Here is a 20,270-nt window from a genome sequence, read left to right as displayed (position 1 = left end):
CCGCATCGAGAAGTAGATTCGCCCCAAGATTGCGACAGCAATCCTCGAACAACTAGCGACCGCTAGCTGTTCTTTCAACTCGTTTTTTGCCACCCCTGCCGGGAGTCGATCATCGTGATCAGCTTCCGGCTTTTCTTTTGGAGAGTTTTGACATGTCCACTGTCCTCGAAGAGCCGACGTCCCAAAGCGTCACCACCTCCAGTGATCGGCTGCGGTCAACGATGGCTGCGGCCCGACTCAGTTTCAACTGGCTCGGTGTTCGCAAGACCCTGACGTCGGAACAGAAGACTCAGGCTGCCGATTCCTTCGACGCTGAGTCGAAATATCTGTCGGCGTCAAAGAAGCTGATCGATACGACCCACCCCGCGTACAAAGCGGTGACTTCGGTGCGATCGCGAGCGGTGTCGTACTGGAAGACGGTGTCGCTGCCCTATCCCGAACCAGGATTGCGGCTCATCAAACGTGAAACCATCGGTGACTTTGACTCACAGATGGAGGCGTTTCGCAATGAGTTGGCTGTTGCCGTTTCCGAGCTCGATCTGCATTTCGCTGAAATGCGTGAAGCCGCTCGTGACCGACTCGGCGACCTGTTCGATGTGAGTGATTACCCAGTCACGCTGGTCGATGAATTTGCGATCACGCATGACTTTCCGGCTGTCGAGCCGCCCAACTACCTACGGCAGCTCAATCCGGAAGTTTATGAATCGGAATGTCGTCGCGTGCAGTCTCGTTTCGTCGAGGCCGTCGAACTTGCCGAGCAAGCGTTCTTGGAAGAGCTCGCGAAGCTCGTCGAGCACTTGACCGAGCGGATCGCCGGTCAAGAGGACGGCAAACCGAAAGTGTTCCGCGACTCGGCGGTGACGAACTTGAACGAATTCTTCGATCGATTCCGATCACTCAACATCGGTTCGAACGAACAACTCGATCACTTGGTCAGTCAGGCACGAGCGGCAGTCAATGGCGTCGGCCCGCAGGAACTGCGAACGAGCGAGCAACTACGCCAGAGTGTTTCCACTCGAATGGCGTCGGTGCAAGCTGGTCTCGATCAACTGCTGGTTGATCGCCCACGCCGCAATATCCAGCGACGACCCCGATGAGCGGTGACATGGAAATTGTCATCACGCCGCATGGAATGATGCGAACCGTGTATTGCGAAGCGATCGAGCTTCAAAAACTCGGGAGCATCGAGATTCGCCGTGGATCGCACGTCGAACCCACCGACGACGGCCAATGGATGGTCGATCTTTCACCCGTTGACGGTCCGGCGCTCGGTCCGTTCGACATCCGTAGTGAGGCACTCGATGCCGAACTTCAATGGCTCAACGAGCACTGGCTTTTGCCAGCGTCCCGCTAAGCCTTCACCAATCGACTTGATTCTTTCCCAGCCCTCGCGAATTGGCACCATGCCGATCGACGAGGGCTTTTTCGTTGACACCTTCCAACTCAGGAACCATCCACATGTTTCAAGCAGAAATGTACCGCAACATCGCTCGTACCACCGGCGACTCTGTCTCCACCATCAAGCGTCTCGGCTTTCTGATCGCCAATCCCTCGCAGCCGATCAGCGATCCGGAAGCCGAACACCTCGGCCCCCACGTCATCGACTGGGACGAGTTCGAGGCCCACCAAGAGGACTTCGATGCGACCACATCATTCGATTTTGCAGCGTTGTAAACCGGACACCGGTTTCACCACTGCGACCCATGACCGGCGGCACTCTGAACGTGTCGCCGGCCGCTCATTTGTCCCACGCGGAACCCGACGGCGACGACGCCAACACACGCCAGTGACGACCGCACATCCCCATCACAACAAACCCAGGAACCACAAACCATGAAGATTTTGTTCATCAACAACGACGGCGCCGGATTCGCCAACCACATCGACATCGAAGCCGATACGACGGTGCAATCTCTGTTCAATCAACGCATCGGTGAAGGCAGGGAATCGAACTACTTGATTCGCGTCAACCGTCAGCCTGTCTCCAGTGACCAAATTCTGGTCGAAGGAGATCGTGTCTCGATCACACCAACCAAGATCGAAGGTGCCGGATCGTGAATCGCCTTACACCACAAGCCCGCCGCACCGTCAAGCGTGCGTGGCGGATGGCGAGACTCGTCAAGGCGGCCGTTGACCGTCATTGCTCGCAGCAGGAAAAGACGCTTCGAGTCCCATCGGCGGATAAGGTGAAGCGATGGCAACGCTTGATATCAGTCGCTAGATCACGTCAATATCCCGGTGCTGAGCGGTCGCTTGGCAAGCGTTTGCTTGACGCTCTGAGCGATCTTCAACGCGAAGTCGATGACGCCATTTATGTGGCAGCCGCGTCGATGGCTCCACGACGTAGCATTTCGCTAGCTGATGTCACAGCCGACTTGTTGGCGATCGAAGCTGAATTTCCAGCCTGCGATTTTGACTTTACGAAGCAAACCATCGCGGTCACCACTGAACCCATCGAGATCGAGTACACCGACCTCGGTGCGTTCCGAATCGAACTGGAGCTGAAGTATCTGGGACAGTCTTGTCCCTATCGCGTGGTCGCAGTTGATCCCAACCCAGCGACCTGCTGTGATTCGACGACTCATCCGCACGTGCAGTCGGAAACGCTGTGCGAAGGCGAGGGCCACGGGCCGATCAAGTTGGCTCTGACCGAAGGGCGGCTGCATGACTTCTTCACCATCGTGAATCAGATCCTGCACACCTACAACCCACACAGTGCCTACACAACGCTGGGTGACTGGTCGGGCACCGAGTGTCGGGACTGCGGCAGCACCGTTGATGAAGACGACATTTGCTCGTGTGATCAATGTGACGCCCAGATCTGCAGCGGCTGTACGTGCTCATGCGACGGTTGCAGCGAAACTCACTGCAACGACTGCATGACGAAGTGCGAAGGCTGCCAAGACTCATTTTGCGGAAGCTGCATTTCAAGCTGCGACCGATGTAACAAACCCTTTTGCCAAGACTGTCTGACGGAGGACAAATGCGATGATTGTGTTAACGAAGAAGAAGGGGAGTCGACGTCGGATCCCAGCGAGGAATCGTCAGAGCCTGCGGTTCACGCCCTACGCGTGGGCGAAGCTGCTATTCCTGCGTGACCTGGGAAACACCGAGGTCGGAATGTTCGGTATCACCAGTCCCGACGATCTCCTGTTGATCGAGTCGGTCGCGATGGTCCAACAGATCTGCACGCCCGTTACGGTGTCGTTCGATGATTCCGCAGTTGCGGACTATTTCGACGATCAGATCGACGAGGGGCACACGCCGGAAACGTGTGGACGAATTTGGCTGCACACGCATCCCGGCTCGTCACCGCTACCCAGTGGCACGGACGAAGAGACGTTTCAGCGTGCCTTTGGCACTCCGGATTGGGCCGTGATGTTCATCGTCGCACGCGGTGGTGCCACTTACGCTCGGCTGCGAATGAACGTCGGGCCGGGATGCAATAAGCGGCTTGCCGTCGAAATCGACTATAAAACCGAATTCCCCGAGACCGATCAAGATCTTTGGGAATCTGAGTACGAAGCCGCTGTCACGGTTCATGATCCGTTCACTCGGCGTCCGAGGACACAGGCAAGTGATCCCTTTGAGTGGCGGGACGACACCGGCTGGTCGGAAAGCGAATGGGTGGCATCTTGAATACCAACCCAGATCGTTTCGACCGTCAAGCGAGTCTCGTTCCGCGAGATCGTATTCAGGAAGCGAGCGTCACGGTGATCGGCGTCGGAGCGATCGGTCGCCAAGTCGCTCTGCAACTCGCCTCGATCGGCGTCACGAAGTTGCAATTGATTGACTTCGACACCGTCGAGCGGACCAACGTGACCACGCAAGGCTACCGGGCCGATGAGGTCGGGCAAGCCAAGGTGACGGCAACGATGCTGGAGGTCGAACGCATCGATCCATCGATCGAAATCGACTACATCATCGACCGCTTCCGCTCAACGCACCGCGTCGGTGACGTCGTGTTCTGCTGCGTCGACAGCATCGCGACGCGGGCGACGGTGTGGCGATGCCTTCAAAGGCGGATCCAACTGCTGATCGATACCCGGATGAACGGCGAGACGATTCGTTTACTGACGGCTGAGCCCAGCAAATCACGTCACGCCTACGAATCGACGTTGTTCGCCCAGGGTGACGCTCACGCAGGAACCTGCACGGCAAAATCGACAATCTACGCAGCATCCATTGCCGCGGGCTTGTCCGTGCATCAATTAACACGCTGGCTCCGTGATATGCCACTGGACAGCGATTTCACCTTTAACTTACTCGCCAGCGAACTGAACGTCGCTGGCGAATTCACATCTTCCATTCAGGAGAACACGTTTGCATAATGCGATCACACTCGGCATTACGGCCGAAAGCTCAGATGGACAGTCAGGACCAGCAGTCCGAGTGTCCGTGCCCCTGGACGCTCAGGCGAGCAATGACGCAATTCTTGCTGCCGTCCGGCGTTGCCGGATGCTGGCAGAACAATCACTTCCGAACGAGCCGCCGCAGCGGGATCCCTCGCAAACAGCACCGACCGGTCACCAACCATCGGTGAAACGCTTTGCGACAGAAAAACAAATCAACGCGATCGCGGTCATGTCAAAGCGACAAGGCATTACGCTCGACCGCACGCTTCACGATCGGTTTGGTGCATCGGCACTCTCAGCACTGACCATCAGCGAGGCGTCCACGTTGATTGATGAGCTGAAGGGCAAACAACCCGCTTCGAATTAGCATTCAGTCCATCCCGACTCACGAACCCAGCCGGATCGTATCCGGTTGGGCATCGTGAGCTTTTTTTTAGCTATCAGCCAAACGTGTTTGAGCGAAATCGATTGTGTTTTTGAATTGTAAATTCGGTATCCGCTTGCCTACAATGGCAACGGTCCCCGGCGTCTCTCGATGACGCCCAGCGCACGATGTCGAAAACTCGGCGGACTGGTCAGTCAATGTCTCGACATTCTCGCGCAGAACGTATTCGCGATCGGAACACCAGACGTGTACCAATCTCATTTTTATCCATTCAAGTTTTGCTGACTGGTAGATTCCGCAACTCACAACTTTGGCCCAGGAGTTGCTCGCTTGCGTCTGATAGCGGCGACAAATACGGACTCATGCTGGATGCATTCGCTTCTAACGATGTACGGCGTTGCGTCCTTACCCCTCATCAGTTTGCGAACCTGAGATCGAGACGTCGTCGCCCCTGGCCTGGACGTTGACGATCCGTGTCTGAAAATCACATATTCGTCTCCGTCTTCATATGCTCGAAGTAGTGCCTTTTGCGAGACCTCTGTGACATTATCCATACGTTCCCAGTAGGATAATCCATCGAGTGTGCCGTCGTCGGGTGGGTGAAAGTCGACCTCGAAGTGCGAACCCAACTTGCGGTACTCTTTCCAATCCCCCGATCCCTTCTTGAACATCACGTTCATATCTCCCGGCATTATTCAGCGTAGCCCTTGAACTCGGAATCAGAACGGCTGATTCGTGAGAATGATTCTAGCAGATAGGGTTACTGGCTGGCATGCTGACCAGAATCCCAGGCCGGGGAGGTTCAGTGGCGGTGCCAATTGCCGGTCGAGGAAGTGAGCTTGTTTCGAAGCGACGGACCACGAGAACAGCGGTCCCGTATGTTGAGGTGGGGGCAGATCGCGGCTAATGGAAAACTGAAGCGGACGCCAATACTCTGACCACGAGCTTGCTTGGCTTAGATAGGAAAGGCGAAGTATTTTGACAAACCGCTGCGGTACACTTCCGCAGGCGTTTGCCGCTATCAGTCATATCTGAGATACTTCCCGATCCAATCGCCATCATGGGACCGTGAGTCCCAGCAGGTGTCACCACTGTTGGTGAGTAAGGCTGCTGCTGGCTTTGCTGTAGTCTCGTACCAGTGTTCAAGAGGGAAATGGTCTTGCGGTATTAAAGCCCTCCACGCCCCATGTGAATGTAGGTGACTCGCGATCCGGTAGCAAAGTCATTACTTTCGACCATCAAGTACGTGGCTGCCTCTTGATCTCGGCCACCTTGCCGACCAAATAACCGATCTCGTCACCGTCGAGTTCGGCGACAGGGGCAACGCCGTGGATGTTCTTGATGAGACCTTCGGACGCACCCAGAAATGCCTTGAAGGACGAGTCGCCATCGCAACGATCGAGTATGTGTCGGCGGCGAAGTGTGACGGAAGGCCAACTTTCAAACGCGGCCGCGACGAACTACACTTTTGCTACCCCCCTTCCGTCGACCTGCTGGGAAACGAGTAATGCTCCGGATTTCGAACCTTATATTGTCGTCAGCAATCAAGTTTCTGCTCACTAGCACGGTGGCGGCCCAAGTCACCACGGTGCCGATCGAGGTTCAATCCGTCGACGCAAGCGAACGCAAGATCTCAGTCCGCTACAACGGAAAAATTTCCACATTGGCGTTAAGCGGTGACGCAGCGATCATTGTTGAAGGCAAAGCCAGCGTTCTGACCACGGTAATCCCTGGCGACATCGGCACGGTCGAATTCGACAAGAAAATCGCTGCTGTCACACGATTGGACGTTAAACGCAGTGAGATGGCCCCCGCGGAAAGCCTGAATGCGGGCTGGGAAGAGGTGGACCAGCGGCTAATTTTCTTGATGGTCCGCTTGGTCGATGTGGAGGCAAACCTCGACGCAATCGACAAGGAGATCGGGACTAGCAAATCTCGTGCAGGTGTCGCAAAAGGGCAGGCCGGCAGAGCTCAGTCCGGAAACGACCGAATGGATCAAAGAGGTGGCGGACCGGTTCGCTGGGACAAGTTCTACGGAACGACCGCAGAGAAGTTCTTCTATCATCCCACGGAAAACCACACTTACCACACTCAAACCGTGTTGAGTCATCAGTCACCCGCTCAAAGCAACCAAGGCGAGGGAGGAGTTCCCTCCTACCAAGGTCTCCCTGTTCATCAACGACCACCGCAATTTGACTACATGTATCGAGCCAATCAGAATGCACAGCGGAGAGCCCAAGCAGAGGCAGCCAGTTTCAAGGGCAATGCGGTGGCGCTGGCCGGTCGCCGGCACGAATTGGAATTGGAGCAAAGCAAATTGTGGTGTGAGATTGCGTTTCGAGCGGTCGCCAGGAATGACTTGGATCGAAAGGCTCTCTACCGATTCGCTCCGTCAGGTTCGGGAAAAGAAGACCTGCTCGCTGCCACTAACTTTGTTGTCACTGCTTTGTCTGTCGTCGAAAACGGACAGAAAGATCAGTCCAAGACGTTTAGGCAAATCAAGACACTAATTTCCGACGCTCGATATGAACTCGGTGATCGTTGGCTGAAACTTGGTATCAAAAGCCGGGACGAGTCGACCGACGAGTGGCGATTCGTTGCATTGGCCAGAAAGCTGGAAGACGTATCGGCAAATCTCGGTGACAGTTACACGGTGTCGGTCGAAAGAGAAAATGCGGGTGATTGGGAACGACGGGACTTATACCGTGGCCTATTGCAGAAGGCGCTTTTACAGTATGCCGAGACGGTTTTGGCACTCGACGAAATGGCATCGGCGATGGCAGAATCGAGGGGATTTGAGCCAAACATGGAGCTTCCTCTGGTAATAGTCAGAGCAGAACCAAGGGGGGCCGCATCAGCAATGCCCGCATCAATGGACGATACGGCCATTAAGGCGATTCATATGACAAACGAGAATTCGTTCGATGGCTGGGTTGACGCTATCGAAAACATCGACGTCAATGCAGACAGTATGTTCGGTAATTGGGTCAAGCAAGGCAAGTCGCTAACTGTGGCTGCACCTAATTGGACGAAGACGGAACATAAAAGAAGGACTAGGATTCTACTTCCAGTCATCGTTGACGGAGACTACAACCTGGAAGTTGAATTCACTCGCCATGTCGGTGCCGATTCCGTCAACATTATCTTTCCTGTTGGCCACAAACACTGCATGCTTTTGTTTAGTGCGTACAGCGGTAAGTATAGCGGAGTCAACCGCTTAGACGGCCATGATGTGAACGAGAGCCCACTGACGCACGAACCTGGAACACTGGTCAACGGCAGGCGATATCGTACGACCGTGAGCGTTCGTCTTAAAGAGGACAATGCGGAAATCGAAATTTTCGTTCAGGGTCAACTTTTTTTGCGATGGTCAGGCAGGCAGTCGGCGATTGATCTTGAGCAACCTTGGAGCTTTCCTGACAAACGACACCCGGCCCTTGGAGCAAATGGTGCGACAGTGACGTTCCACCAAGTCCGTTTTCAGGCTTTGACAGATGATGCTAGCTGGGTCCGATCGAAAGCATCCAAGTAATTTCGATATCGAAGACACACTTGTCACGGGTCGCTGAAAAGGGACCACTGATGGGCGTTTGAAGGTCCTCCACCTTTTCAGAGGGATGGCCGAACTATCGTATCTCGTTTTGCACCTTGCGAATCAGAGAGCGGGAGACCGTGGGCATTGTTCTAATCACTCACCTTTTCTCTTTATTCCACCCCCAGCGCCTTGAAGGCAGCATCCCTTGGGTCGGAGTAGAAGCTGGTTTGGAACTTGGCGAATAGTTCGCCGGGGATGGTGGGGATGTCGCTGACGCTGGCCATGGGGAGCAGGACTCGCTTGGCTCCGGCGTCGTGGGCTACTTGGAGGGACTCGGCTAGGCTCTCGACCGGGATGATGTTTCCGCCGAGACTCATGCTACCTAAGATTACCATCTGGCTCTGGATCGGTTTGCCCAATACTGCTGAGCAGAGGGCGATGAATGTGGTCAGGGTCATTGCCGTGGTGGGGCCGGTGTTTTGCAGTTCGATGATATGCAGGTGGTAGTCGTGGTCGCTGACTTTTACCGAGGCACTGACGCTGCTGGCGTTGGCCTTGAAGTAATCGAAGCCGACCTTGATCGCCTCTTTGGCTTTCATGTTGGAGCCGAGCCCCGACATCTTCAGCGAACCGTTGCCTGCGGTGACCTGGGTTTCGAGACGGTACAGACCGAGGTGCGAATCGTTCCCGCCCGTGGCAACAGTGTGCATCACGCCGGGGTTGAGTGGTCCGTCGGGGATCAGTGATCCGCCGCCTTGCTCACGCACCGAGATGAATTTCTCTTCGGCGGTCTCCATGTCGATGTAGCTGAAGTGAACGTCGTAGAACTCCATGCCACCGATCTTTTTGAGTTGCTCTTTGACTCGGCGGCGAGCCTCAAGGGCGTATTCCAGGCAACGGCGGACGGCTTCCTTGTCGTATTCCTCGTTGGGATACAGGAGCTTTAGCAACCCGGAAACCGTGTGCTTGACCGCGATCGAGTCTCGCTGGTTCAGGTCTCGCCCGAGCTTGAAGTATTTGTTGATCGCATCACCGAAGTTGCGTTTGCGCATCTCACGCACCCACTCGGCGAAGTAGTCCACGATCATGCCGTACTGGTTCGTGAAGAACTCAGGCCGCATCTTGGGGATCTCCCAACCGGGGATGTACGCATGGAAGCGGTCAAAGAACGCTGAGTCGATCATCGCGTCTGGAAACGGTGCCAGCAGATGGCTGGTTTTCACGAGCGTATCGACGGGCTGGTTGATGTTGCCGACGAAGACCATCGAGGCGTAGGCATTGATGGAATCACGACCACGGGCGAATGAGCCGCTGGCCATGTAGTCCTTCATGATCTGGACGCCGTCCTTGTCCTTGAACGAGATCCCTGCCACCTCGTCGAAGGCGACCACATCCCACAATCCAACCAGACCGACCTGCCGTCGTGCCAAGTTGTAAAACAGGTTGGCGACCGTTGTTTGACCACCCGAGACCAAGATGCTGTTGGGGCTGATCTCTTTGTAGATGTGGCTCTTGCCTGTTCCTCGTGGCCCGAGTTCGCAGACGTTGAAGTTGTTCTCGACCAGCGGCACCATCCGGCAGAGCAGGTGCATCTTGACCCGTGGCTCGAAGTGCGTCGGCTCGTAGCCGCAAGATCGCAGCAGTGCATCGATCCATTGTTCCTCCGTGAAGTACTTTCTTCCAGCGAACAACTCATCCATGTCCATGTTGGGCATCTGGATGGGCTTCAGTTCTTGGATTAGGAACGGCGATCCCTTTTGGCCCTCCTCGAAAAAATATTGCATCGTGATGATGCACCAGATGCCGCCAGCCAGCAGTTTCTCGTACTTCTTGACCGTACCGGTGGGGATTTCGACACCCTTGGTGCCGAGGTTCGACAGCAGGGCCTCGTACACGTCACGCTTCTCGTTCAGCGTCACGGTCACTTTGTCGATGATCTTCAAGCTGCCACGCTCACGGATCGTGGATTTCACCTTCTCCGCTTCGTCAGGGCGGACGTAGTTGTCGGCCAGCACCTTTTTGACCGTGTTCAGGCCATCTTCGATGACTTCAGGATCGTTCGAGGCGCAGTAATTCCCCAGCAAGTATTCCAGCACATAGACCGGGACGTTTGCCCCTTCCTTGACCAGTTTGGTCAGGTCTTTGCGAACAACCTTACCCGAGAAATGCCGGTTGAGCAGCTCGTCGAGGTCCGTATCGGTCTCGTTGATCTCGTTCATGCCAATTCGTGTCACGGTGCGTTAGTGTCAGATTGCGATACCGACTCTTCACGAACGTGATAGTCAACGATCGCCTCTGGGGCGATTCGCTCAATCTGTCCATTGCGAAAGACGATCACTGGTGTGTTTGTTCGGCTCGCCAAATCAACAACCGACTGCATCGCAGCTATTGCAGCGGCGTTTGCCTTGTCGAAGAGGGTGTCCTCTTTGGGCTCTCCACGGATCATTACATCAACCTCAATAAATTTCGCATTTGTTCTTCAATGTGTTGCCACAGCGTTGGGTCACTGATGGATCTCGAACGATCTTCCTGCCGAGCGACTTCGCGTGGCGGGAATTGAGAACCGTCGAGCAGCAGCCAGTCGTCAACGATGGGGCTGTAAAGGCTCCGGAAATTGGCGAGCCCCCGATTGTATCGCTGCCGAATCGTCGGAACTGGAATGTCGTGCCCGCCCTGTTGAACTCGGTTAGCAACTCGCTCGATTGCCAAATCTTCAGATGGCAGCCAGAGAAAGAACAAGGATACTCGGTAGCCGCTCGCCCGCCACTCCGGGATGCGTCTCGCATAGCTTCTTGCCGCCAGTGTCGTTTCAAACGAAAACGTCTGGCGATTGGCCAGCAGTTCTCCCATTCGCTCAAGCATCAATTCTGACGCTCGCATATTTTGTGTTGCTGGCGAAAACGGTGACAGGCCAACAGCAATCAAGTCGGCATTCAAAAACTCTTGACAATCGGCATAGTGCGGTAAAAACCGAGTAGCAAACGTCGTCTTCCCCGCACCATTAGGTCCGGCGATGATGTAGATATTTTGGTCCGTTTGATGGGCCATGCGTTAGCGTCCTTAGCTTGGTATCGACAGGCTCGAAGCCTATCCCACGTTTCTTTCAGAAGTCGAAGTCATCTGCGATCGCTCTGTCGATGGTCACGTCTTGGCTGTGGATTTCAAATTCGGTGTTCGCGTCCTTCAGAACCAACCGATAACGTCGAGTCTTGTCGAATTGCTGGTCCTGGAGCGTCAGCATGACCGACTGCTGGCGATCATCAAGGCTAGTGGACTCACTCGTGAAGCTCACCGTCTCGATGCTGGAGACCGGATCGTCGCCGTCGTAGATGGCGATCTTAACCGTCAGGGGCTTGGCACGTTCGCTCACTGGTTCCATCTGAACCAGTTTGAAACGGTGGGCGTGCGTCGTGATCTTGTGGTTGTTCCCCAGGACCGACACTGCCACCTGCTTCGTCTTGGTCTTCTCCAGGGCATTCTTGCTCTTGGCCTGACGAACCGTGATCACCGGCACGATCACCTCTTGTGGCATCGCCCCGCCGTGGATGAAACGAGCCCCTCCCACGAAATGGAAGCGGTTGGAGCCCTTGGGGATCCAGAACTCCATCCCGCCGTCACATTTGGCCGTGATCTCGGTTTTACCGTGCCAAGCATCTTCATGGTCAGGCAAGTCATGCCCGATCAGGTAGCGTTTCTTCGCTTTCACCGTTCCAGAGGGTTTCTCGGTCAGCTTGCTCTTGTCCGTTTCCTCTGGGGCCGATTCCGAGAACAGGAAACCGTGGTCGGCGGTCACGACCACGTAGTTTCCGTTCAGGCTGTTGATAATATAGCGGACCACATCGGCAAGCTCACGGATTGCATCGCCCGTCGCGTGGAAGGTATCGCCCTCGGTCGCCGGATTTTCCCCGCGAGTATCGATCTCGTTGTGATAGACATAGACGACCTTTTTGCCGTCGATCAGCTCTCGCCCCTCCTCTTTGCTCAGCTTCAGCAGATCGTCCGCCTGAACTGCCATGCCTTCCCTCTTGGCCAGGATCTTGTTGCGGTTGTCGCTGCCCGAGGTAGAGATCCCATCGGCTAGCACATCGCCCTTGTTCGTGTACTCCAGCTGAGTGTGAGGCAGCAGGCTGGCCATCCCCAGTGCCGTGTAGGACGGCAAGACCGAAAGTTGCGTCGACAACTCCGCCTGGAAGCGATACTCACCGTTGAGCACCTTGGTCAGCTCTTTGCCCGCCTCGTAACGAAAGGCGTCACTGATCACGACAAACGACCGCCTGTTCTCCGCTTCCCGTTGGCGCGGTGCCACGTACGTTTCATAGAAACGGTACTGATTGGGGACATCTGCGATCTGCCACTTGTCGAGCAATCCCGTGGCATTCCCACCGGGATCCACGAACTTGGCCCACTTCAATCCCAGCTGCACCAGGTACCAATTGTTGTAGGCCGCCTCCACTTCCTTCCGAAGCATTTTCAGGATGTCCCAACCATGGGACTCGGCAACATCGGCGTTGCGGCAGAAATGCCGGTAAAGCTGATCGAACTTGTAGAGCTCGTTCGTGTACAGGCTGTACATCTCCTCGGCGGTGTTGCCCGTGAACCCATTGGCATGCTGATTGCGAAGTCCAAAGAACTCAGCGGCCACAGCCACGGCTTCATACGCAGCGAAACGGGACTTGCGTTGCTGCTCGGGCACCGAGAGTGAAGCGATCCAGTGCTCATCCTGTCGCCGGCTCACCAGCCTACGAATGTCATCCGCTTTCAAATGATCTTTTGTTGCCGACAGTCGATCTAGCAATCCGAGCAAGATAGCCCGGTCGACATTGCGAAACGTCACCGCTCCAGCCAGCGTCTCCGGCTCGATACCACTCAACTGATCATCGATATGCGTCGTCGCGGCGATCGCATCCGACAGGGTGTTGAAGCTGGTTGCCTGCTTGCTGCTGTCACGCCACTGCCCCAAGCAAACGACCGCGTTGTGTGTCCCACTACGGCCTAGCTGTTGCTTCTGGATCGCTGGTGGAGCGTCGATCCCAAGTTGGTGGCCGAAGTCGGACAGCATCAAGCGCATCAGCAGCTTCTGTTGCGACGGTGCCTCATCGTCGTAACCAAAGGATGCCGCGACCAACTTCCAAAAGGAACCGTCCAAGTCAAACTTTTCGATTTGGGTCCATGCCGGCGGCGGGACTTCCAAGTCCAGCTCGTCCTGTTCAGTCATGGAGTGGAACAGCGTCCGGACGATATTGAACAGTTCGGGTTGGTCCGCCTTGGTGACCACCGCCAACATTTTGCGATCGAGGTCCAACTCGTTGTCGTCAGCATTGACCAGTTGCCTGAGTTTGCTGAGCCGCCCCTTGCTGTCAAAGAACTTCCGTCGCAGAGCAAGGTGTCCACGCAGGCTTTGCCGAGCGAGACCGAGCTCATCCAGGATGATCGAAGAGCGGTCAGCTCGAAAGCTACGGCTGTACAGCCGGATGTCCAGCAAGATGTCATCCTCAAACTCCGGTTCTTCCTCCGGCGCGTATAGCAGGAATTTTGAGTCGGGTTCTTCCCGTTCGACGCGTAGCTTGGTCTCGAGGCCGCCAACCTGATCCAGTTGCACGAGCTGAACGCCGTCGAGCTCAAGGTTGTCGACGACGCGAGCAAACTCCTGCTGCGGATCATTCCAGAACACGATCCGAGTGTGTTCCTCGTCGTAGATCTTGCTCAGGGCTTCGTTGAGTTGTTTGGTGTCCACTAAATGATTTTTCCCTTCTGCCAAACCGTGTGTAGCTGTTTTGTTGTTTGGTCTAGCTCAACGCTTCCGTATTCAAGGGATGGCAGCAGTGCGGGAGCAAATGGATAATGAGCGTTCGGGTTCAGTAAGATAGCAGGCTCAGACATGGGTGAGCCGAAGGCGGTCAACATAGCGCCGGAGATGGGTTCCCTAGCTGGGATAATGTCCGAATCACCATTCGGCTTCAAAAAAACAGCAGCCCTCAACTCGGTGGTGAGGTAGGTGTCTCCCGCCTCGCCTGATTGGGTATTCATGTCCCAAGCGATCATCGTCTCGCCAGTCAGAAGCATGTCGCGAAACGGCTTGTGTCCTAGCTGTGTTGCTGCGTGTCCATGCCAAGTCCCGATGGCTACGAGCAAGGGAGCATCGACAGTCGCGGCCTGACGAACCTTCGCGATACACTTCTGATAGACACCGAGGTTGATTGGTCGGTAGTTACCAGAAAAGCGTCCCGTTTTCGGGACGCCTGTTAGCTTCTCGGCTGTGCTAATCCGGATACAGGTTACTTCCACGTAGAACTTGTGACCGCCAGCAAAGCATCGGAAATCCGGGGCTGAAGTGCCATGGTCGAGATCCTCGTTCGGTTCGACTACTACGCCAAGTGATTCGAGTCGTCGGCGAACTGATGCTTCTGCCATCGCCGCCTCGTTATCCGCAGCGTATAGCCTTTCCCAGTTCGATAGATAGCGTCCATCAGATCGAGACAGCCACTGGCGGTGCTCGTCTGCCAACGCTTTCATTTCAGCACTCGGCGGTTGCGTTAATCCGGTCACGTCTTGATCCCTACTTTGGGTTTCTCGCCGGTGATCGCCTTCACCTCGGCCAGCAGGTCGCCGAATTTGCCGTAGTTGACCTTGACGCCGTCATCGAGGTCGAGTTCGATACGTTGGTCGGCGTGGTGGCGGAGTTTGTCGTCGAAGGTTCTTAGTTCGTCGCGTTGTTTGATCAGCTTGTCGCGTTCTCGTTCGAGGGTCTTGCGGTGGCTGGTGCTGGAGGCGGCGGGGATGTCGGATTCGAGTTGTTCGATGCGGGAGTTGATCTTCCCCTGGAGCGGGACGACGTACTCGGTTCGCATGCGGGCGAGCGTGCCGCCGTTGTAGCGGTGCAGGTAGACCAGGCACTGGAAGGCTTTTTGCTTGCCGCTGCTGAACAGCCAGTAGATGGGACGCTTCTTGTAGGTTTGCAGGTGGTCCTTGAAGAACTTGTCGCACAGGTAGCGGCGGATCGTGTCGCGGCTCGACTCGTTCTTTTTCGGGCCGAGGTTGTCGGCAAGGAAAGTGAGGTTGGCTTCGAGGTGGGAGGCGTCCCAGGCTTTCGAAATGAACTCGACGAGCCGGTTGCAGGCGTCGTCTTCGAACCAGTCCACATCGGTCAATGGGACGATGCCGTCGTCGTCGGCCGGGAAGGTGGTGTACTTCGAAGCGTCGAAGCCCTCGTTGCGGCTGTGGGCGTAGATGAGGCCCATCGCGTCCAGGCTGTAGCGGCCCATCATGCAGCCGATGGCGTAGGAGACCAGCTCCTCCATGGTGTCCTGGCGGAAGCGCGCCTCCAGTTCGTCGCCAAAGCCATCCTCAATCGACCACCCATCACTGCTCACCTTCACGCCGTTACTGCCCACTGCCCACTGCCCACCGCCCACTTTCAAACCGTAGCGGTAGGCAGGGTTCACTGTAAGTGTGATCTGCTCAATGGGGACGTCGGAGGTGAGCTCTTCATTCAAGCCGTACGCGTGAATGAAGAGTCGGTTGTTCTCCTCCTCGAGGCGTTTCATCTCGGCGATCGTGTTGCGGTTCTGGGTGATCCAGGCGGTGTAGCTGGATTCGAGGGTGGGCGTGGAATCGGTTGAGGCCGTCAGGATGGGAAGGGATTGGAAGTCCCAAGAGCGTTCGTAGGCGTCCCAGTCTTCCATGCAAATCTCTTGAAGATCTTTGCTGATGTCTCCCACCCGCCCTAAAGCAGTTTGCTCCAATTCAACGCACGGCATTGCCGCAACCACACCGCAACTGTAGTGAAGGCCTTGTAGATATATGTCCATAAAATATTGGAAGACACTTGAATTAAGATAGCTAAGGACAAACGGCAGTTCATCCGAAGATCTGCATATCAGTGCTGGCCCAGCGTTCTCGAAAATGAAGCCACCGTGACAGCCTCGAGCAGAGAACTTTCCAGTTGCTACATCGGACCAGCTTATGCCTACCTTAAAGAAGCTCTCGATGTTCTGAGGTCGCGACAAGAGAGCTCCGGTGTCAGACCTGTAATCTCTGATCTCCCGACCGTCATCTGACCAGTCAACGATGTATTCATGGTTTCCATACCAACGCCGTACGCTTCCACCTTTTGTGCAAGGGTGCCACTTGCTATCACAGGCGCTCTCAGACGCATGTGTAAAGTGAACGGAGTCGAATGGTGCCTCATGCCAAAGACGCAAAAACAGGTCATTGTTGCCGGTGTACAATCCTCGTTTTGTTTCACCGACCCCCGAAATGCGTTCGCAACTTGTAAGCAAGTCAATTGTTGAGGGATGCACCCAGTAACAAATTGCTTTGCCAAATACTCTCGAAAATGCATCAAGCCCCAGATGCGCGTAACGACGGTCTCCAGCGAGAAATCGTTCGCGTTTCGCTTCCTCGGCTCCTTCCGTAAGCCTCATAAATACGGGTCGAAGCTCCTTTAGCTCGCTTCGTCGCACAGAAAACGCAACAGCCTGAACGACCTCTCCAGATATGCTGCCAAATGCTCTAGCACCCAAATGCGCTGCAGTTTCGATTGCGTTCGACTCGATCAACAGCGACCTGACTTGTTCAAAAGACGACAAAAACAACCAGCCGTGCATCGTAATCATGGAAAACACTTTGTTTTCTTTCGTTAGCCAAAGGCAGCGCTGTATGAAGGCCACGCAAAGATCAGCTTCAAATCCCTTAAAATCATCTTTTAAGAGCGACTTGAGCTTCCCATTCATACCTCCTTTGCCCATATACGGTGGATTGGTTACTACCGCGTCATACTGCGCCGCCAGCAACTCGGCCTGCTGCACCAGCGGCCCCAAGCGTTTGAGCGCCTCCGACACAAAGAGGTCTTGGCTGGTCGCCTCGCTCAGCTGCTTCAGCGCCGGTAGCTTCTCCGCCAGCCCCTCTGGCACCTGAATCAACGACCCAAAGGTCGTCGCGTGCTCGAACAGCCGCTTCAGCTCCGTGAGGTCCCCCGTCTTCAGCCCGTAGTCAGCGAGCTCCACCCCCTTCGCCAGCCCCTCCCCATCGAACCCCGCGCTATCCACCAGCGCCATCACATTGAGCTTCACTCCCCTCTCAAACAGCCGCCGGTCATCCGCCCGCCCCTTCATCATCAGCGCAAAGCCCGCCAGTTGTGCCGCTCGCTCGTCGATGTCGAGCCCGTAGAGGTTCTTCTCGAGGATCAGCTGAGGAACGTCTCGTTGTCGATAGCCCCGCTCCAGGTAGATGGCCTTGAAGAGCTCATAGGCCTCCACCAGGATGTGCCCGGAGCCACTGGCCGGGTCGATGAGGGTCAGCTCCTCGGGGGCGAGCTGGCTGGGCGTGATGGCCGCGAGTTGCGAGTTGACTTCGTCGTTCTGCTCGGCGGGCTCGATGTAGTATTCCATCTGCCCTTTGAGCGACGAGTCGGGATATGTTGCCAGCCACTGCGCCCCCAGCGAGTTCTGGACCATGTACTTCACGATCCAGTTGGGCGTGAAGAGCTGGGTCGCCGCCGGAATGTCTTCCGACTTCACCACCTTTCCGATGACCTGGTCCTTCCTCTCCGAGATGTAGAACTGGTACAACCAGCCGATGATCTCGATCTCTTGCCAGGACTCCTCGGGGATCTCGTTGACCAACGTGCGGACCAGCGAATCGGTATGCAGCAGGTTGTCGGGCAACAGCAATTCGTCCGCACCACCGATTGGGGCGAACAGGAATGGCAACGCTTGATGAAGCGCGGAGCACTGAGCCAGCAATAGTTGCTGGTACAGCTCTTCATCCTTGCCACCATCCAGCTTCAGATCGACGATCTTGTCCGGATCCAATCCTGGCAGTTCCAAACGCTCGGCGTTCTCGATGATCTCCGGCGTGGACTTGCCATCGGGATGACTGAGCACGCGGTAGCCATGATCCAGATACCCATGCAGTTCCATGTAGCGGATGGCGATCAACCGATTGAACCAGGTGTAGGCAACCGCCTCGACGAACTGATCGAACCCCTGCGCACGAACCCGCTCTGCCAGCGTGTCGCGTTGGACCGCCACGGATGCCGGGAAGGCCCGATCGCCAATGATCGCGACATCGCCTTCCTTTCGGACAGGCAGGATCTCGTTCGGCAACAGGCCGTAAACCGCCGCCTTGTTCGTGACCGACTCGATGAACTGCTTCCGGGCCTCAGGGGCGTAACTTTTGAGTTTCAATGTTTCCATGATTATTCAGCCGCCTCCTTCGATACGCCTAGCAAGTCCACAATCTTATGTCGCAGCGCCGCAGCCCGGACGTCGTAAAACTCTCGAAACTCCCGCAATGTGGGTGGCACCGTTCCGAGCACGTGGATCTTGCAGTAGTGTGAGCGATCCGTATCATCGGTGAACGCCGTTTCCATCCAGTTGGCTGGCGTGACGGCTTTTTTCTCTAGGTTTTCCGGGCCATCCAAGAGCTGGAGATTCGGCAGGCTGTTCCCCATCTCCTTGAGCTCATCCCACTCTTCCTCAGGCAGCCTGACATACTTGAATCGTGTCTTCGTGAAGCGTGATTTGGGGAAGACATGATCGATGTGGAAGTGATGGTTGGTCACGTCGACGAACGGGAACAGCAGCGTCAGCAAGGCGAAGACTCGCTTGTCGCCGTATTGCATCTCCGCCAGCGTATCGATCTCTTCTTCGCTAAACTGGAGCGACTTACCTCGCTTAGCCATGACCTCTTGGAGTTTCGCGACCGGAAACGCGTCGTCGCCCTCCTTCTTGATCGTCTCGCGAAGTGCGGTGAGCAGTGTGTCCAGGCCGCTTCCCCAGATTCCTGACGTCTTCAGCAGGCTTCGGATCAGCCACGTGCGGATCGCTTGCCGGTCGTCGCGGTATGTACTGCTGGACACGTACTTCCCATCCAGATTGCGGTGCCCAATGTAGTAGGCAATCGGCAACAGCGCACTGTCGGCACGAAGCGTCTTCTCGTTGAACCCGAAGCTGGCCAGCAATTGGACCGCCACCTTCAGGGACCGCTTCACGTCCGGCCAACGCTTTTCGAGAATCGCCATGTTGGCATGGTTAAAATTCTCGACCTTGAACCCGACACTGCCAATGTCCGCAAGCATTAGTCCGGCCTTCAGCACGAGATCTTTGGAGAAGTTGAAGCCTTCCCCGGTGTTGTTGAGTTCGTCAACGAGCGTGTGGATTTCTTTGCGTGCATCGCCCTGCCACTGCGCAACCGCGACCGACAACAACAGGTCAGAGTAGGAAAGTTTGGTGCCGCCGCTGTTCATCCGGATGAAGATGTTCAGGACCTTTTCTAAATTCTGGCTGGGTTCTTCGTAATACGAGATCAGGTGTTTGTCGTGAACGACTCGGTAAAACTCGTGGAGGGTCGTGTATGCCGGAAGCGTGCTTTCGTGTGGCAATCGATTTTGGAGCCACTCCAGCATGGCCGGGCCGGCTTGCATCCCCAGGATCTCGCTCACCTTAAACCAGCATTCGCCGGGCCCGGCTTCGCTGACGCGTTTCTCGGTCAAAAACTCGAAACGATAACGTTCACCGGTTTCATCGTCCTCGACCGACTCAGCGAGCAGATCCAGGTAGAGATGGCGAACGGGATAAGCATCAGGGCTGGTCTTCCACTTGTACGGAATCCGCCATGCCATCGAGCCACTCAGTCCGATGTTCAGTGCGGTTAGTCGCTGCTGCCCGTCGAGGACAGCGGTGAGCTCGGTTTCGTGGAAAATAGGAAGCTGTGGGCAGTGGGGATTGTCTCGCTCATGGTAGTCACGCACGAAGCTGTAGAACTTGTACTTGCTGCAGTTCTGCTTGTTGACCTTCCAGAACAAGAACGTCCCGAAGGGATATCCTTGCATCAGGCTGTCGAACAGCCGAGCGATCTGCTCAGGTTTCCATACAAACTCCCGTTGGATCGCGGGAAGGACGAACTTGTTCTGGTGAACTGAGTCGAGGACTTCTTTGATCGTGCCGCCAATTTGATACATGCTGCTGCTCTGGGAGTTCGCGAGTTCTGCTGT

The 20,270-nt window shown here is 55.7% G+C and carries 16 protein-coding genes; 9 read left to right on the top strand and 7 right to left on the bottom strand.

The annotated features are described in order from the left end of the window. Window positions 1-152 precede the first annotated feature (152 nt). The 9 genes from Poly21_RS24710 to Poly21_RS24670 all read left to right on the top strand — a co-directional run bounded on the left by Poly21_RS24710 (window position 153) and on the right by Poly21_RS24670 (window position 8,272). Window positions 153-1,097 carry a hypothetical protein gene (locus Poly21_RS24710; protein ID WP_146409760.1) on the top strand — a complete coding sequence of 315 codons (945 nt, stop codon included), beginning with the start codon at window positions 153-155 and terminating at the stop codon, window positions 1,095-1,097. 8 nt (window positions 1,098-1,105) lie between these two features. Then, window positions 1,106-1,354, top strand: coding sequence for a hypothetical protein (locus tag Poly21_RS24705; RefSeq protein ID WP_146409759.1), 249 nt, complete (start codon window positions 1,106-1,108; stop codon window positions 1,352-1,354). Between the two features lie 104 nt (window positions 1,355-1,458). Next, window positions 1,459-1,674, top strand: coding sequence for a hypothetical protein (locus tag Poly21_RS24700; protein ID WP_146409758.1), 216 nt, complete (start codon window positions 1,459-1,461; stop codon window positions 1,672-1,674). 159 nt (window positions 1,675-1,833) lie between these two features. After that, window positions 1,834-2,058, top strand: a complete 225-nt coding sequence (locus Poly21_RS24695) for a molybdopterin converting factor (protein ID WP_146409757.1) — start codon at window positions 1,834-1,836, stop codon at window positions 2,056-2,058. Further along, complete coding sequence (locus tag Poly21_RS24690; RefSeq protein WP_146409756.1) at window positions 2,055-3,098, top strand: hypothetical protein; 1,044 nt, start codon at window positions 2,055-2,057, stop codon at window positions 3,096-3,098. The genes Poly21_RS24695 and Poly21_RS24690 overlap by 4 nt, the downstream gene beginning before the upstream one ends. Before the next feature lie 22 nt (window positions 3,099-3,120). Next, complete coding sequence (locus tag Poly21_RS24685; protein ID WP_302120541.1) at window positions 3,121-3,639, top strand: hypothetical protein; 519 nt, start codon at window positions 3,121-3,123, stop codon at window positions 3,637-3,639. Continuing rightward, on the top strand, window positions 3,636-4,331 hold the full coding sequence (locus Poly21_RS24680; RefSeq protein WP_302120539.1) for a ThiF family adenylyltransferase: 696 nt from the start codon (window positions 3,636-3,638) through the stop codon (window positions 4,329-4,331). Before Poly21_RS24685 ends, Poly21_RS24680 begins: the two co-directional genes overlap by 4 nt. Continuing rightward, window positions 4,324-4,722: a hypothetical protein gene (locus tag Poly21_RS24675; RefSeq protein WP_302120537.1), complete on the top strand. Its 399-nt coding sequence runs from the start codon at window positions 4,324-4,326 to the stop codon at window positions 4,720-4,722. The genes Poly21_RS24680 and Poly21_RS24675 overlap by 8 nt, the downstream gene beginning before the upstream one ends. A 1,525-nt stretch (window positions 4,723-6,247) precedes the next feature. Further along, on the top strand, window positions 6,248-8,272 hold the full coding sequence (locus tag Poly21_RS24670; RefSeq protein WP_146409752.1) for a hypothetical protein: 2,025 nt from the start codon (window positions 6,248-6,250) through the stop codon (window positions 8,270-8,272). A 173-nt stretch (window positions 8,273-8,445) separates the two neighbouring features. Here Poly21_RS24670 and brxL read toward each other — a convergent pair whose 3' ends face one another. The 7 genes from brxL to Poly21_RS24635 are packed head-to-tail and all read right to left on the bottom strand — an operon-like array spanning window position 8,446 to window position 20,237. After that, the gene (brxL, locus tag Poly21_RS24665) at window positions 8,446-10,494 is read right to left on the bottom strand and encodes a protease Lon-related BREX system protein BrxL (protein WP_146409751.1); all 2,049 of its coding nucleotides are present in this window, start codon (window positions 10,492-10,494) and stop codon (window positions 8,446-8,448) included. Window positions 10,495-10,505: 11 nt separating this feature from the next. Next, window positions 10,506-10,721, bottom strand: coding sequence for a hypothetical protein (locus tag Poly21_RS24660; RefSeq protein WP_146409750.1), 216 nt, complete (start codon window positions 10,719-10,721; stop codon window positions 10,506-10,508). After that, window positions 10,721-11,323, bottom strand: coding sequence for an ATPase (locus Poly21_RS24655; protein ID WP_146409749.1), 603 nt, complete (start codon window positions 11,321-11,323; stop codon window positions 10,721-10,723). The genes Poly21_RS24660 and Poly21_RS24655 overlap by 1 nt, the downstream gene beginning before the upstream one ends. A 55-nt stretch (window positions 11,324-11,378) precedes the next feature. After that, the gene (gene pglZ / locus Poly21_RS24650) at window positions 11,379-14,009 is read right to left on the bottom strand and encodes a BREX-1 system phosphatase PglZ type A (protein WP_146409748.1); all 2,631 of its coding nucleotides are present in this window, start codon (window positions 14,007-14,009) and stop codon (window positions 11,379-11,381) included. Further along, on the bottom strand, window positions 14,009-14,821 hold the full coding sequence (locus Poly21_RS24645) for a hypothetical protein (RefSeq protein ID WP_302120534.1): 813 nt from the start codon (window positions 14,819-14,821) through the stop codon (window positions 14,009-14,011). Before Poly21_RS24645 ends, pglZ begins: the two co-directional genes overlap by 1 nt. Further along, on the bottom strand, window positions 14,818-18,471 hold the full coding sequence (gene pglX / locus Poly21_RS24640; RefSeq protein ID WP_146409746.1) for a BREX-1 system adenine-specific DNA-methyltransferase PglX: 3,654 nt from the start codon (window positions 18,469-18,471) through the stop codon (window positions 14,818-14,820). Before pglX ends, Poly21_RS24645 begins: the two co-directional genes overlap by 4 nt. A 2-nt stretch (window positions 18,472-18,473) precedes the next feature. After that, window positions 18,474-20,237 (bottom strand): DUF262 domain-containing protein, encoded by a 1,764-nt coding sequence (locus Poly21_RS24635; protein ID WP_146409745.1) that lies wholly within the window; start codon window positions 20,235-20,237, stop codon window positions 18,474-18,476. Window positions 20,238-20,270 lie beyond the last annotated feature (33 nt).

The sequence above is a fragment of the Allorhodopirellula heiligendammensis genome (genome assembly GCF_007860105.1).
GTDB lineage: Bacteria > Planctomycetota > Planctomycetia > Pirellulales > Pirellulaceae > Rhodopirellula > Rhodopirellula heiligendammensis.
This window is presented reverse-complemented; position numbering and strand designations above follow the sequence as displayed.